The sequence below is a fragment of the Desulfobacula toluolica Tol2 genome, from assembly GCF_000307105.1.
In the GTDB taxonomy this organism is placed as follows: domain Bacteria; phylum Desulfobacterota; class Desulfobacteria; order Desulfobacterales; family Desulfobacteraceae; genus Desulfobacula; species Desulfobacula toluolica.
Map to the genome: position 1 here is coordinate 2,893,495 of NC_018645.1, position 15,906 is coordinate 2,909,400.

The 15,906-nt window shown below is 44.3% G+C and carries 7 protein-coding genes; all 7 read right to left on the bottom strand.

All coding sequences use genetic code 11. The annotated features are described in order from the left end of the window. Nucleotides 1–16: 16 nt before the first annotated feature. On the bottom strand, nt 17–2,155 hold the full coding sequence (glgP, locus tag TOL2_RS13290; RefSeq protein WP_014957942.1) for an alpha-glucan family phosphorylase: 2,139 nt from the start codon (nt 2,153–2,155) through the stop codon (nt 17–19). A gap of 180 nt (nt 2,156–2,335) precedes the next feature. Continuing rightward, nucleotides 2,336–3,961 carry an NADP-dependent glyceraldehyde-3-phosphate dehydrogenase gene (locus TOL2_RS13295; protein WP_014957943.1) on the bottom strand — a complete coding sequence of 542 codons (1,626 nt, stop codon included), beginning with the start codon at nt 3,959–3,961 and terminating at the stop codon, nt 2,336–2,338. A 225-nt stretch (nt 3,962–4,186) separates the two neighbouring features. Continuing rightward, the gene (locus TOL2_RS13300) at nt 4,187–5,239 is read right to left on the bottom strand and encodes a class I fructose-bisphosphate aldolase (protein WP_014957944.1); all 1,053 of its coding nucleotides are present in this window, start codon (nt 5,237–5,239) and stop codon (nt 4,187–4,189) included. A 142-nt stretch (nt 5,240–5,381) separates the two neighbouring features. Then, nucleotides 5,382–7,424 carry an alpha amylase C-terminal domain-containing protein gene (locus TOL2_RS13305; protein ID WP_014957945.1) on the bottom strand — a complete coding sequence of 681 codons (2,043 nt, stop codon included), beginning with the start codon at nt 7,422–7,424 and terminating at the stop codon, nt 5,382–5,384. Beyond that, complete coding sequence (locus TOL2_RS13310) at nt 7,390–8,889, bottom strand: glycogen synthase (RefSeq protein ID WP_041279500.1); 1,500 nt, start codon at nt 8,887–8,889, stop codon at nt 7,390–7,392. Before TOL2_RS13310 ends, TOL2_RS13305 begins: the two co-directional genes overlap by 35 nt. An 84-nt stretch (nt 8,890–8,973) precedes the next feature. After that, nucleotides 8,974–11,535, bottom strand: coding sequence for an alpha-glucan family phosphorylase (gene glgP, locus TOL2_RS13315; RefSeq protein WP_014957947.1), 2,562 nt, complete (start codon nt 11,533–11,535; stop codon nt 8,974–8,976). 28 nt (nt 11,536–11,563) lie between these two features. Next, the gene (locus tag TOL2_RS13320; RefSeq protein WP_014957948.1) at nt 11,564–15,904 is read right to left on the bottom strand and encodes an amylo-alpha-1,6-glucosidase; all 4,341 of its coding nucleotides are present in this window, start codon (nt 15,902–15,904) and stop codon (nt 11,564–11,566) included. Nucleotides 15,905–15,906 lie beyond the last annotated feature (2 nt).

The following is a 15,906-nucleotide window of genomic DNA, read 5'->3' on the forward strand; positions in this document are numbered from 1 at the left end:
CAATCAGGGCAAGCATCTAAGCCCCTTTCATGCTTTTAGAATAGAACTTTTCAATGTATTGTTTGACCATTCGGCGAGCCGAAAACCCGGCCGCACTGCTTTTAATGGTTTCCTTCATCAAACGTATCCATTCGTTAGGAATGCCGTTTTCAGACAGGTTGTAATAACGTGGTATAATGTCTTGTTCAAGGATGTTGTAAATTTTATCAGCATCGCTACCGTCAGGATTGCTCAAATTATCGTCATGTTCTATGCCCCAACCGTTTTTACCGTTAAACCCTTCGCCCCACCAACCATCCAGTATGCTTAAATGCGGCACACCATTTAAAGCGGCCTTCATGCCGCTTGTCCCGCAAGCCTCAAAGGGCGGCAATGGATTGTTAAGCCATATATCAACGCCATGCACCAGGTACTGGGCCAATTGCTCCCCATAATCCTCCACAAAGGCAATTCTGCCTCCAAGCTGAGGATCACGGGCCAGATTTATCAGGTTCTGCAAAAGCCTTTTACCAGGATCATCCGCAGGATGGGCTTTGCCGGCAAAGATAATCTGTATGGGACGCCAGCGGTCTTTTAAAAGTTTTTTAAGACGATCCAGATCCTGAAATATCAATAACGCCCTTTTATATGTTGCAAATCTGCGGGCAAAGCCGATGGTAAGAGCCCACGGGTCCAGAAAAGCACCGCCGGTCAGCATAATGGAGGCACTGGCATCCCCGTTGCCCCAGCGCTGACGTGTGCGCTCCCGGATGGCATCAATCAGTTTTACCTTGAGCCAATGGTGAGTTTGCAACAATTCAATATCCGGAATTTTGTCAATACCCTGCCAGATGGTCGGATCATCATGCCTGTCAAGCCAATCAGTCCCGATATGCTTATCCAGCAGAAGTTTCATTTTCGGTTCGATCCATGTGGGTGTGTGGACACCGTTGGTGACATATTCTATGGGAACCTTATCTTCCGCAACGTCAGGCCACAGGCTGTGCCACATCTTTTGGGAAACCTCGGCATGACGTTTGCTCACTGCATTTCGAGAACCGGACAACCTCAACGCAAATGCAGTCATATTAAATCCTGCCTCTGGTTTTTCCGGATGAACGCCCAACTGGAAAAATGTGTCACGATCCAGCCCCAGATCCGGCCAATAGGAATGAAAATACTTTTCAATCATTTGAAAGGGAAAAATATCATGTCCGGCCGGAACAGGGGTATGTGTTGTGAAAATAGTGGTCGTAATATTTTCCTTGGCAGCAGTTTTAAAATCCTTGCCAGAGGCTACCTTTGTCCTGATCCGTTCTAAAAGAGCAAAGGCGGCATGGCCCTCGTTCAGGTGCAAAAGATAATGATCAATGCCTAAAGCCTTGAGTACTTCCGCACCACCTATCCCCAGAACTATTTCCTGGCGAAGTCGCTGTTCAAGGTCTCCGGTATAGAGCCGGGCGGAAATGCTCCTGTTCCATGGATCGTTGATCTCGATATCCGTGTCCATGAGATACAGGGGAACCCTTCCAACGGCAACCTTCCACACTGCAACATGAATAGGGGGATCGGTCAGAGGCACCTTGACAACAAGCTGTTGTCCATCTTTGTTCATTACTTTGGAAATAGGAGCGGCTTCCCTGTTGATTGGCTCGACAAGATTTTCCTGCCACCCGTCATCCCGGATCTGCTGCCGAAAATAACCCTCCGGGTACATAAACCCAACTGCCACAAGCGGGACGCACAAGTCGCTGCATTCTTTTATGAAATCTCCCGCCAGAAAACCCAGTCCCCCGGCATACAGGGGCAGCGAACGGTGAAGGCCGTATTCTGCGGAAAAATAAGCCACAGCATACTTTTTATCCAGCAAAGCAGAATCCAGCAGATGACACTCTTTGGCCTGCATATAATCATAAAATTCAGCCATCACCTCATCATACATACGAAGATAATCGGGGTTTGCGCAGGCTTTTTCCAGACCCTCGCTGGGAAATTCCCTGAGCATCTTGTCAGGGTTGTGCCCGCTTTCTTTCCAGGCCTTGCGGTCAAGTGTTTTAAAAAGCATTCGTGCGCCCGGATTCCAACTCCACCAGAGATTTTCCGCCAGATCCTCCAAGCCTTCCAGACGTTTTGGCAAATGAGGGAACAACGGTGGCACAGCACTTGTTTTTTCCATATTTTTTTCATCTCCTATAAAATAAAATTGATATCCAAGTATGTGAAAAACTGTAAATTTTTACGGGAGGAGCGGTTGCTCTTATGTTATACATATCCGAAAACAGTATAAATCTTTTTTAACTCCTTTTTAACTCCTTCCGCAATTTGCAGACTGAACAATTCTGCCAATTAAAACGCCTTATAAAATAAAATCAGTTGCCAGAAATTTACTTTTATGATCCCTGACAATGTCGGTGATGATCTGTTTGTTCAAACCGGTTTTCTTGGCGGCAACCAGTGTCCGGATGGAAAAAACCCTCAAGGCATCTGATACGGAAAGGGTTCCTTCAGCCGAGTCTTTTCGACCAGTAAAAGGAAACGTATCCGGTCCCCGCTGGCACTGACTGTTGATATTCACCCGGCAGACCTGATTTACCAGAGGGTCAATCAATCGGGCAATCTGATCCGGATCACTTCCGAAAATGCTTACCTGCTGACCATAACTTGAATTAATCATATACTCAACCGGCTCACTGATACTGTCAAAAGACAGAACCGGGATCACGGGTCCGAATTGTTCCTCATGGTACACTCGCATTTGATGATGAACCGGATACAAGACAGCCGGGAAAAAGAAACTGCCCAAAGTTGTTGCCCCGTCGGCATTGACAACTTTCGCCCCTTTTATTATTGCATCCGATACCAGTTCCTGCAAATAATCCGTCTTGCCCTTTTCCGCGACCGGTGTCACAAAAACCCCTTCCTGCCAGGGCATGCCAAAAGGCAGAGCGTTAATGGCTTTGGCAAAACGTTCAAGAAACGCATCCGCAATGGATGCTTCCACGAACAGAATTTTAAGCGCCGTACACCTCTGCCCGTTAAACGAAAGACAGCCGAGAACACATTCCCTTACGGCCAGGTCAAGGTCAGCACCTTTAAGCACAATGGCCGGATTTTTGGCCTCAAGTCCAAGCACACAGCGAAGACGATTGGGGTTTGGGTGCTGTTTTTTCAATGCGTTTGCCGTCTTGCTCGTACCAATCAGGCCCAGCACATTAATTTTACCTGTGGCCATGAGCGGGGGAATCATTTTTTTCCCTTCACCATAGATGATATTAATAACGCCTTTAGGAAAAACATCGCAAAAAGCCGCCAACAGAGGTGCGTAAAGAAGTGCGCCATGCTTGGGAGGCTTCAGAATCACGGTGTTTCCCATAACAAGAGCGGGAATCAATGTAGTGAACGTCTCATTGAGCGGATAATTGAACGGTCCCATGCAGAGAACAACACCCATGGGAGCTCGCCGGATCTGACCTATTATGTCCTCTTCAATGGTGAAGCTCGAAGAAATCCGGTCCAGGTCTTTGAGTGCTTCAAGTGTATCATTAATATATTTAATTGTCCGGTCGAATTCCTTTTCAGAGTCCTGAAGAGATTTCCCGACCTCCCACATAAGGAATCTCACTACCCGGTCCTTTACCTCAATCATTCTAAAAATGAATCTCTCCATATGATCAATCCGTTCTGCCACGGACAGTGTGGGCCACATGCCCCGGCCATGGTCATAGGCATCCACGGCTGCGTCAAGGGCCTGGAATGCTTCTGTTTCCGTCAAAAGCGGATATTCACCAATAAAAAAAGGGGCCTGACCCGTATCGTCCGCCAACCATACCGGAGAGAACACCTCCTGGCGAGGACCGTCCCATGAGTGAATCTCACCATTCAAGAGATAGCCGGTCTGAATACAGGGAATATCCTTTAAAAGGATTTCCGGTATATCTGCGAACCGGGGAAATATTTTTTGAATTTTTTCATTTAACATCATTATCAACTTTTTTATCATCCTATTTTTTTTTGTGATTTTACAGACAAAAATTGTTTTGATCTTGCTCTCATTCTCAAATTAAGCATCTCAACGATAACAGAAAAAAGCCATGGCAAAATAAATATGTCCTTTGGGAAAATGAGTTCAAAATTTTTCAATAAACAGGGTCGCACCAATCATGATAAGAAAAGACAAAGCAAGAATTTTAATAGTTGGATGTGTTCTTTAAGCGATAGTGATTTTCTGTTCAAGGTACACATCCTGAATTGCATTAAGAAGTTCCACACCTTCTCCCATAGGCTTTTGAAAAGCTTTCCTGCCTGAAATAAGACCCATTCCGCCTGCACGTTTGTTTATCACAGCAGTCTTGACAGCCTCTTTTACATCATCAACGCCGCTGGCTCCGCCTGAATTGATCAAACCGATCCTTCCCATGTAGCAGTTGGCAACCTGATACCGGGTCAAATCAATAGGGTGATCGGTCGTCAATTCCGTATAAACCCGCTCATCTGTCTTGCCAAAATCCAATGCCGTAAAACCACCGTTGCATTCCGGCAATTTCTGTTTGATGATATCCGCAGCTATGGTTACGCCAAGATGATTTGCCTGGCCACTGAGATCGGCTGACAGGTGATAATCCGTACCATCCTTTTTAAATGCATCGTTTCTCAGGTAGCACCAGAGAATCGTAAACATTCCCAATTCATGGGCTCTCTCAAATGCCTGTGACACATCAAGTATCTGCCTCCCGGATTTCTGTGATCCATAATAAATCGTTGCTCCCACAGCGCAGGCACCCATATTGAAAGCCTGTTCAACCGAAGCAAACATCTTCTGGTCATGCGCGTTTGGATATGAAAGCAATTCGTTATGGTTGATTTTTACGATAAAAGGAATCTTATGGGCATATTTCCTGGACACAGCACCCAGCACCCCCAGCGTGGAGGCAACGGCATTGCACTGCCCTTCAACAGCCAGCTGAACAATATTTTGAGGATCAAAATATATCGGATTCGGTGCAAAAGATGCGCCTGCCGAGTGTTCGATTCCCTGATCAACCGGCAGAATGGACAGATATCCAGTGCCACCCAGCCGACCATGATTGAATACGGATTGAAGGTTCCTTAGAACATTACTATTCCTGTCTGTTGAGGTCATGACCCTGTCCACAAAATCAGGCCCCGGCAGATGCAGACTGTCTTTTTTTATGCAGGTACAATTGTGATCCATCAAAAAACCGGCATCTTCACCAAGCAGAGTTATAATTTTTTCCAGCATTTTATTTCCTTTATTTTTTAATTGTGTTTTCCCTGATCGACAATCAATATAATTGCCTTACGCACTTTTTCAGGGTATCCAGGATAATAATTTTTTATCGGTTTTAGTTCATAATCCAATTCATATGCCAGGGCAATGCCGGTTATTGTCTTTTTTTCAATTTCAGTACAATGGCTGTTCTTGTGGGAAGATACAGGCTCAACAGATTTCTTTTGCCAAATCTGTCGGAATCAAAAAGTGTAAAATGATGCTGGTCTTTTTTCAACCTGCCTTTTCCACCGAACCGTATATCATCTGAATTGAAAACCAGTTTATACTCGCCCGGTGGCGCATCAAACATATAATCTGAAAAAGAGAGGGACGGATGAAAATTAAACACAAAGACCATATTATTTCTTTCAAAGGCAATCACCTTGTCATCCTCATGAACGCATAAAAGCCTAACGTCTGAACAAGAAAACAGATCATTTGTTTTCACAAGTTTAATCATCTGCTGGTCAAATTCAGACAATGAGTAAAAATACAGATCAGGATCATATTTCAAAGACCATTGCCGCCGGGCATAATGATGGGAAAAATTATTTCTCTCACACGGAAAATCCACCCACTCAGGATGTCCGAATTCATTGCCCATGAAATTCAGGTAGCCTGAACCTGCAGTGGCAATGGTAATCAGACGGATCATCTTGTGCAAGGCCACTCCCCTGAAGGTTTCAATACTGTCATTATTCTTTTGCATGGACGTATAGATATGGCCGCCCATCAGGCGCATCATAAGGGTTTTATCCCCAACCAGTGCCTGGTCATGAGATTCGGCATAACTGATTGTCTTTTCTTCTTTTCTCTTGGTTGTCAACTCATGCCAGAGAGTAGCAAGATGCCAGTGTTCATCTTTGACCTCTTTTAACAATTTAATCCAGAAATCCGCAATACCCATGGCATAACGGTAATCAAACCCTGTTCCACCTTTTGACAGGGGCGCGGCAAGCCCTGGATACCCGCTGACATCTTCGGCAATGGTAATAAACTCCGGTTGGATATCATGAACAAGACTGTTGGCAAGCGTCAAATAAGAAAGGGCATCCACATCCACATCATCCCCATAGTAATCCGCATAACTTGTAAATGCCCGTCCCAAGCCATGATCTTCAAAAATCATGCTGGTAATCCCGTCAAAACGGAACCCGTCAATTTTATATTCTTCGATCCATAATTTTAAGTTGGATAAAAGAAACTTTAACACCTCAGGCTTACCATAATCAAAACACATGGAATCCCATTGCCGGTGATACCCTTTTGGGCCATTGTGAAAAAACTGGTAACAGGTCCCGTCAAATTTTGCAATACCTTCCACTTCATTATTAACGGCATGGGAATGAATGATGTCCATCAATACCCTTACGCCGCTTTTGTGGGCGGCATCAATCAGGCTCTTGAGTTCTTCAGGAGTGCCGAATCGGGATGAGGCCGCAAAAAAGCTGGAAACATGATATCCGAACGAGGCATAATAAGGATGCTCCTGGATAGCCATTACTTGAATCGCATTATACCCGGCATCAATGATTTTAGGCAAAATATGATGTTCAAACTCGGCATATGTGCCGATCCTGCCGTCTTCCAATGCCATCCCCACATGAGTTTCATAGATCAGCAAAGGTTCATCAGGCGGTAGAAACCGGTTGATTTTCCATTGATAGTGGGTTTCCGGGTGCCAGACCTGGGCGGTAAAAATCAAGGTGCGGGCATCCTGAACCACCCGGGTGGCAGCCGTGGGGATTCTTTCCCCCTCCCCTCCCGGCCAGACCACTTTGAGCTTAAAAAGATCTTTGTGGGAAAAAGTTTGTTTGGAAAATCGTCTTTCAAAAAGATGATTTTCTTTTCTTTCAAGCGCAAAGTCTTTACTTGTTTGCCAGGATGTTTTTTCACAAACTATATATATTTCAGTTGCATTGGGTGCCCATTCCCTGAATACCCAAGAATCATTTTCATTTTCAAAATGCAACCCGAACATCTCATGATAATTTGCAAAATAACTTAAAGATCCGTTGTTTTCTTTTTTTAACTTCTCTTCCAGCGCTTTGATGCGTAGTCGCCGGGACGATATGGTTGCTGCATAGGGAACAAGACCCGGATCATTGAAATTTTCCGTATCAGACGATAAATGGCCGTTTAAGCATTTTTTCATATAATTTTATATACTCTTCCGCACATCTGCTGTGATTAAATTCAAGGACGCTCTCAATCATAATCCGGTTAATTTGAACTTCCTTTATATCCGGGTCGAGAAAATGAAATTCCATGGCCTTGTCAACTGCCCATTTTAAACCGGCTGCATCATGAACATTGAATAAAAAACCGTTCCCGGTATTGTTTTCATGATCCAGTTGGCGGATCGTATCATGCAATCCACCTGTATCGTGAACAATAGGCAATGTCCCGTAAATTCCGCCAACCATCTGGGGAAGGCCGCAGGGTTCAAATGAAGACGGCATAAACAAAAAATCACTGGCCGCAAATGCCTGGTGAGAAAGCCCCTCATTAAATCCGCAAACGGCAATCCTGTGGTTAAGGCCGTGAAACCGGACAATATCATAAAAATGTTTCTGAAATTCTCCACTTGCCACAAAAACAATCTGAAGATTCGCCTCCCAGTATTGAGACACAATATCATAGATAGTATCGGCCAGAAGCCGGCACCCTTTCTGAACAGGATCAAGCCTTGACGGCCAGAAAAACAGTACTGCATTTTCATCCGGCTCAAGATCAACTATATTCTGAAGATATTGTTTGTTTTTGATTTTCAGTTTCCTATGATTTTTGGGCCCATAGTTATACCTGATCATCTCATCCACAGCAGGATTAAATTCCGGCTCAGGAGCATTCAAAATTCCCGTGGCACACCCTGCATGATATTTGTTGGTCAATTCTTTTTTCAAACAATCTTCCACAAAAGAATGGCGATTTTCAACAATTTCAGCTAAAAATGTCGGACTTACCGTATTCACATAATGAGCTGCGAAAACGCCCGACGTTAAAAAATCCACCCGGTTCCATTCCCGGCTTTCTTCATAATTATGGGGTGGATTTTTCAAAAACAGCCAATTCCAGAAAGATGCCGCATCTATTCCTCTGTCCTCAATTTCCGCCATAGTGGATGTCAGGGTATGAATATTATGAATCGTAAACAGACAGGGAATTCCTATCTGTCTGGCCATGGCGGGAATCAAGCCTGTCATCCAGTCATTGCAATGAATGATATCCGGTTTAACCCTTGGAATGATATTGTTGATAACTTCCCTTTGAAATGCCAGGGAAACCTTAAGGTCTTTATCAGAATAACCGGAATAGACATTATCCAGATAATAAAATGCCCGGTCTGCAGCCAGATGAATTCGTTCCTCATCCAGGCGTTTCCTGATTTTTTCAAGCTTGCTGCCCTGGTTGCTTATGGTATATCCATTAAAAATAGAACGATAATCCGGCAAAGCCACATGAACATCACAGTGGAAATCAAACAATGCACTGATCAATGCAGCAGACACATCAGCAAGGCCGCCTGCCTTGGCAGAATAGTGTGAATTCGCACCCATATCCTCGGGAAGATATGTCACTTCCGGTGTCACAATCAAAATTCGTGGTTTTTGTGCCATTTTCATTTTCCTGGATTGTGTAATGTAGTAGAACAAATTTCATTCACATCAATCCCTTTTTCCTTAATTGAACAAAATCAATTTTTAATCATCTCCATTAACCCAGGTGATAAGACCGGGTGTATTGCTCAACACCTCATCACCTTTGGGAATCACTCTGGATGTATATCCGAATCGTCCTGAATCCGAACAGGTAATCGTGCAGGCATAAATATGCCTGCCTTCGGCAATGGTTTCCTGCAGCCACATGGTTTCCGCACGAGCTCCCTCAAACTCATCCAAGGCCCTTACCTTGCCGTGATACACCTGAACTACAACTTCTTCAGGAGTCAGTTCGCCAAGAAAAACCTCCAGAGTAATCCTGAAGGTGTCACCCACCGTAAAATCCACCTCTTTGGTCAGTTCGGGGCTGGACAATCTGATATCACCCCATAAGGACACCAGCCGGAACTGAGCCAGTGCAAGTTCTTTGGCTTTCTCGGCCGAATCCTGCGTTAATTGTTTAAAATTAATTGATGCCGGAATATAAAATCTTGAGCAATAATCTCTGACCATCCGGTCACTTGAAAAATCTTTAATGGCCATTTTCATGGCTTCTTTCATCATCTTGATCCATTTTAAAGGCGGATTACCTCTTTTCCTGTCATAAAACTTAGGAATTACATCATTTTCAAGGATATTGAACAAAGCCTGGCTTTCAACCTCATCCTGGTATTCATGGTCATCATAGATATCACCGTTTCCAATAGCCCATCCCCGGTCATCCCTGAACCCTTCACACCACCATCCGTCAAGGATGGAAATATTTAATCCGCCATTGGCCGAAGCCTTCATGCCTGATGTCCCGCAAGCCTCATTGGGTCTTCTGGGCGTATTGAGCCACACATCACATCCCTGGACCATATATCGTGCAATATTAATGTCATAATTTTCAAGAAACACAACCCTGTGTCTGACATTATGGGATCTGGCAAATTCAACAATCCGTTTGATAATAGCTTTGCCCTGGTCATCATTGGGATGTGCTTTACCGGCAAACACAAACTGAACGGGTTTATCCTCGTCCGTAATGAGCCTTGTCAGCCGCTGGGCATCTTTTAATAACAGGCTGGCCCGTTTATACGTTGCAAACCGCCGGGCAAAACAAATGGTCAGCACCCGGTGGTCCAGTACTCCGGCCACTTCATCCAGTTCATGCCTGGGAGCATTTTGCCTTTCATACTGTGTCAACAAAGACTGGCGGCATCTTCTGATCAAACTGGACCTGTCCAGTTCATGAACATGCCATAAATCAGCATCTTCAATCATATCTATTCTGGAAATCAGGTTTGGATTGGACTGTCTGCTTGACCAATCCGAGGATAAATACCGTTCAAACAAGGAATTTTTATGCTGGGAAAGATAAGAACTGATATGCACCCCGTTGGTGATATGGGAAATGGGAATTTCTTCCACATGCCTTCTTGGCCATAAACTCTGCCACATACCCCTGGCAACCCGGCCGTGAAGACGGCTGACACCATTAATATAGCCTGCAAAATGAGCCCCGAAAATAAACATGGAAAATTTATCCGTATTTTTTCTTGTATGGGGTTGTCCCCAAGACAGCAATTCATCATCTGAAACGGAAAACTTTCGTGCATAGGGCTGGATATAGGGAAAAACCATCTCTTTGACAAACACATCATGCCCGGCAGCCACAGGGGTATGGGTCGTAAACACACAGCTTCGCTTGCAGATTTGAAATGCAACCTGAAAATCCACGTTATACTTGTCCATCACAATGGAAATTCGTTCCAGCCCGGCAAAAGAACAATGCCCTTCATTCATGTGACAGACGTTGGGGAAAATATCCATGGCCCGCAACACTTTAATACCGCCAATACCCAATAATATCTCCTGTGCAATTCTTATTTCACTATGGCTGGCATAAAGCCGGGATGTGATGTCCCTGATATTTTTTGAATTTTCCGGCAAATTTGTATCCAGCAAAAACAATCTGATTTTACCGACTTTTAATTGCCAGACACAGGCGTTGATAATTCCGTCAGGTCCTGGAATATCTATTTTTATTTCAAATCCTGAATGATCCTTTAATTTTTGGACCGGCAGATCAAACACGTCATTGATGGGATAAGTCTCCTGCTGCCAACCGTTATGGTCTATAAACTGCCTGAAATAACCTTCCCGGAACAAAAGGCCGATACCGATCAGCGGAATTCCCAGGGTGGACGAGGCTTTTAAATGATCGCCTGCCAGAATCCCTAATCCGCCGGCAAAAAAAGGGAGAGATTCATGAAGGCCAAATTCCATGGAGAAATAAGCAATAGTGTCTTTTGGAGTCAAATCAAATTCTTTGATTTGCGATACACGGGAAAACATTTTTTCAAATTTAGTCTTTACCCGTCCAAGATGCCCTAAGAAACTCTCATCTTTTGATAAATCATCGAATCTGCGCTGGGTTATACAGGAAAGAAACGCCACAGGGTTTTTCCCTATTTTTTCCCATTGAACGGGGTTTATTCTCCTGAACAGCTCTATGGCTTCATGGTTCCAGCACCACCACAGGTTCCTGGCCAGATAATCCAGAAATGACAATGGTTCCGGAATTGCGGGATATACTTTGTAAATCTGCATCTTTTCCATATTATTATAAACAACCTCCTGTAACAAATCAGTGTAATAATTTGTGCATGACCCTGGCAACCTCGCTTGTTCCCCAGGCCTGGGCATCACACCCCCTTGGTGTGTGAGGAAAATCTCCGTCAAGGATTTCAGGAATATATCCTGCAGAACCTTTTCTCATCAAATCAATCACGCTGCCCAGCCATGCCAGACAGGTGGAAAAACTGTTTTTACCAAATACAATTGACCAGGCTTCACAAAACACCGGAAACTGCCAGGTCCAGGCTGTTCCGTTATGATAGGCAGGCTTTCTTTGCGTATCTTCGTCCCCTTTGTATTGCCCTGCATAAGGAAAATGGGGATCATTGATCAGCTTGCCGCCATAAAAAACAGGGATTGGGATCTCAACCCTTCTGTTGGCAAGACTCCTGATGGCTCCCGGGACAAGCAGCTCCTGGCAGGCTTCAACACATCTTTGTGCAATATGTTTGTCCTGGATCACATCAAAGGTCACCAAAAAAAGCTGATTGGGCCTTAAGGCATCATCAGCCAATGCATTTTTCGCCCCCACAGGGCCATTGCAATGAAGACAATCTGAAAAATAGCCTGAAGCCTTGTTATAAAAAAGATCCTGAACAGCCTTTTTAACTGTTCCGGCCTTTTTGAGCCAGTCTGTTTTATTGGAACCATCAATGGAGGCAAGCAGGACAAGTGCATTATACCATAACGCCTGAATTTCAATTGGATAACCTTGCCTGGGAGACCCGGCAGGAAAATTGGTATCCATCCATGTAAAATGAGAGGGACTGTACAAAAGCCGGGTATCAGGATCAGCGACCACACCGGTTTGAGTCCCTTTTAACAAGGAATGGGCAATGGACAAAAGCACATCCTTAACCGTCCGGTTGTCCAGCTTTTGGGTTAAAAAATCATGGCTGTTTTCTTTTTCAATCAAATCTCTGCAACAGGCAAAAAACCATAAAGGAGCATCCGAGGTCTCTATATTTGCGGCATTATCACCGCAAATCATATTGGGAAGAGTTCCCTTGTTTTCAAACCTGCCAAACAAACGCAATATGGCTTTTGCATCAGAAAACCGTCCAAGTTCAATCAGGCTTCGACAAAAAATCAGGCTGTCTCTTCCCCAGTCGAGAAACCATGGGTATCCTGCGATCACGCTCTTGTCCGTGCCGCGATCCACGACAAACGCATCAAGACTTTTGTATACAGCCTCGGAAAACAGCATACCCTTTACAAATTTTTTGGATTCAGAATCTGTTATAATTTTATTAAAGCCTATTTCCAGATTTGGCTTTTCACCATTTGGCTTCTCACTTACGGCGGCATTGAGTTGAACCTGTTCTCCCCCAAGGCAGGACAAGGTAAAATATCCAGGACTGAAAAGATCCGATTCAGCATCAAGTCCTCTTTGGGCTTCCAGTGAGTGGTGGATCATATAATGCCATTCCGGCTCATGGACAAACTCACCTTTGGAAACGGCAAGCCTCAATATTTTCCCGTTGGCAAGAAAAAAATTAAACCCATTTTCAAGTGGAGAAACAGCTTTTGGCCATTCTATTTCCGGCCCCTTAAAAGCTTTGACGGTTTCATGAAAACTTCTGTCTTCAATATCCGGGCGGATAATCAAAGTCACTTTTTTATCATCATCAAGAAAAAAAGGATTGTTTTCAGGGGACGCAACCCTCACGATGGACAAGCAAACATGATTTTCTTCCGGATCAATGGCAAGATAGAGCTGTAAAGCATAATATTTACCTTCGGATGTGGGTACATGGAACCGCCATTTTCCGCCATGGTCATAAGAAAAGGTGAACTCTTCAAGACAATCGGGTGCAAGTTCCCTTGAATATCCCTGAAACACCCCCCAGATCCGGCACCTTGATAACACCATCCACCGGTTTTCCGGCCTGGTTGCGTCAATATTTGCCCCAAGAAGGGCATCATATCGGCTGTCAAGTCTTCCCCACCAGGCAGCCGCCCGCATCATGCCCCCTTTTTTGGTGGCGGCCAATAATTTTAAAAAGGGCGTTTTTACAATCTCCTTTCTTGTAAAAGAGGAGCGCATATACAAAGCGTCACATCGGGCAAGATATAACAATGAAGTGTTTTCAATCCGGGTTCCGGCAGGTTCAAATACACGCAGGCGCAGGATATATTTTTTGTGTTTGCGCTTTGTTTTTTTTGGAAAAAAAAGTGCGAAAAAACTTTTCCCATCATACGTTGGAATGCCTTCCTCATATCCCAGGGAGGTTTTGACTGATGTTTTTTCATCAAGAATTTCCGCCCGGAATCCGACCCTGCATTTGACCAACAAAAAAAATCCCGGCGGGATCATCAACTGCCGGTTCAAATCCTTTTCCCAATCAAATACAATCACCCGGCTCTCTTGTGAATCCTGGTTAAAAGAACGTATAAATTCAACCGGATCATTGGCAAATGACACAGCCTCATGTTCAATATGACTTTTGTTTACATTTTTGTAACCATGGAATATGGTATGAATCGCCAGCACTTTTGTCTTGAGTTTTTGCAGATAAACCCGTTCAGGGGCACGGCTTTTTATTCCACTGTACTGCTCAAGAATCTTCATATCATCCGAATCCGGTGTCAGGGCCAGCACCTCTCCGGGTGCAAGTTTCATCACACAAGAATTTTCGTCGATTTTTTCTATTTTAATTTGAGTGCCTGAAATCAGGTCATACAAGAGTGTTGTGTTCATATCGGCATCTTTTCTTAACCAGGATGCCTCATTTGAATTTTCACAATCAAGATTCACCAAAACAAGAAGTTTTTTATTCTTTTTTTCATTATACCTCAGCAACACCAGGCACTCGGATTGATTTTGCTGAATCAACTCAAGCCGTGTCTGGGCAAAACAGGTGGGATGATGTTTTAATATCAGGTTCAGCCTTGAAATATGATCGACCTGATTTGTTTGATTACCCCAGTTGAGACTGCCGGATTCATGAACATCAATTTTCTGGGTGGCAAACCATTCCACACCATTGGCAAATCCGAATCCCCCACAAACTGAGAAAAGCGCACAAAGAGAGGTTCTCATTTTTGCATATCTGATGGAAACAGATGCCAGGCGATTGTTGTCATGGGTTTCTGCAAAATGAATCATGTGGCCACAGGTGTTTGATATTTCATAGGCCCTTGGCAGATAATCCGAAATTTCCTGTCTGGTATGATTTTGAAACAGTTCGGAATAGGCAAAATTAAAATTTGCCTTGCCCAATATTTCACAAGTTGTCTTGATGGGGCCACCAAGTCCTTCCAGAAAAAAAAGGATTTCAGGATATTCACCCCTTACTTTTGCAACAATATATTCCCAGGCCTCCACAGGAATCATGTAACCGGCATCGCACCGGAACCCGTCAACTCCCCGGTGGCACCACAGCAGAAAAACATCTGCCATATATTTCCAAAGGTCACGGTTTGAATAATCCAGTTTTGTCAAATCCGACCAGACAACCCCCCAGGCACCAGGTGCCTCAATCTTTCCGTCTTTTCCCCTGACCAGCCATTCCGGATTGGTTTCATGGATGGAAGCAGCCCATCCGGTATGATTAATGGCAATATCCATGAACAAATATCCGTTATGCAAATGAACCGTATCAACCAGCTCCATGAATTGCTCCAGGGGGGTTGCAGAAGGATCAAATTCGGCCAGTGCTGGATCAACATCTGTAAAATTCAAGGCTGCATAAGGACTGCCGAACCGTCCCATCCGGGCATAGGTGGTGGGAGTGGGATGGATGGGCAGCAAGTGGAGAACCCGGCACCCGAGACGCGAAAAGATAAATTCAACTTGTTTTTTCAGATCCCTGAATTTGCCTGATTCAGGGATTACAGTATACCCGTTTGCATCCAGTGTATTAATGATGGGCGACATATCTTTTTCTTCTGCCACACCTGATTTGGATCTGCCAAACTGTCTGACAAAGGCATTGTAAATAATATTGGCACAGCAGGTACCGGCCGGCTCAACATTAAAAATACAATTATCACCCGGCGGCCACACAGGCCTGGTGCTGTTCTCCGGGGTAAAAAAACATTTTGCCTGAAAAAATCCGGTCTGGTGCAACGGAAGAACAATTTTATACATCAAACCGTTTTCCTGTTTCATTTGAATATCAACCCAGGCTTCATCAAGCTTTATTTCATCTCTTTCCACCCGGCTGATAATCTCTTTTCTTGCAACAACAGCCGAACCCAGATTGGTTCTCACCCATGCTTTGCCTTTAACCTCGGCTGACAGAGTCAAAGTAAACGTAACACAATCCCCGCAATACATAACCCTGGACTCTCCGGGAAAAGGAGACTGAGTGAGGTACAATTGTGTTTCCATCCCTGTCTTTTCCATTG

Bases quoted from the DNA above. Each gene is read 5' to 3' on its own strand.
- glgP (WP_014957942.1), bottom strand. From the start codon at position 2,155: ATGGAAAAAACAAGTGCTGTGCCACCGTTGTTCCCTCATTTGCCAAAA.
- TOL2_RS13295 (WP_014957943.1), bottom strand. From the start codon at position 3,961: ATGATGTTAAATGAAAAAATTCAAAAAATATTTCCCCGGTTCGCAGAT.
- TOL2_RS13300 (WP_014957944.1), bottom strand. From the start codon at position 5,239: ATGCTGGAAAAAATTATAACTCTGCTTGGTGAAGATGCCGGTTTTTTG.
- TOL2_RS13305 (WP_014957945.1), bottom strand. From the start codon at position 7,424: ATGAAAAAATGCTTAAACGGCCATTTATCGTCTGATACGGAAAATTTC.
- TOL2_RS13310 (WP_041279500.1), bottom strand. From the start codon at position 8,889: ATGGCACAAAAACCACGAATTTTGATTGTGACACCGGAAGTGACATAT.
- glgP (WP_014957947.1), bottom strand. From the start codon at position 11,535: ATGGAAAAGATGCAGATTTACAAAGTATATCCCGCAATTCCGGAACCA.
- TOL2_RS13320 (WP_014957948.1), bottom strand. From the start codon at position 15,904: ATGGAAAAGACAGGGATGGAAACACAATTGTACCTCACTCAGTCTCCT.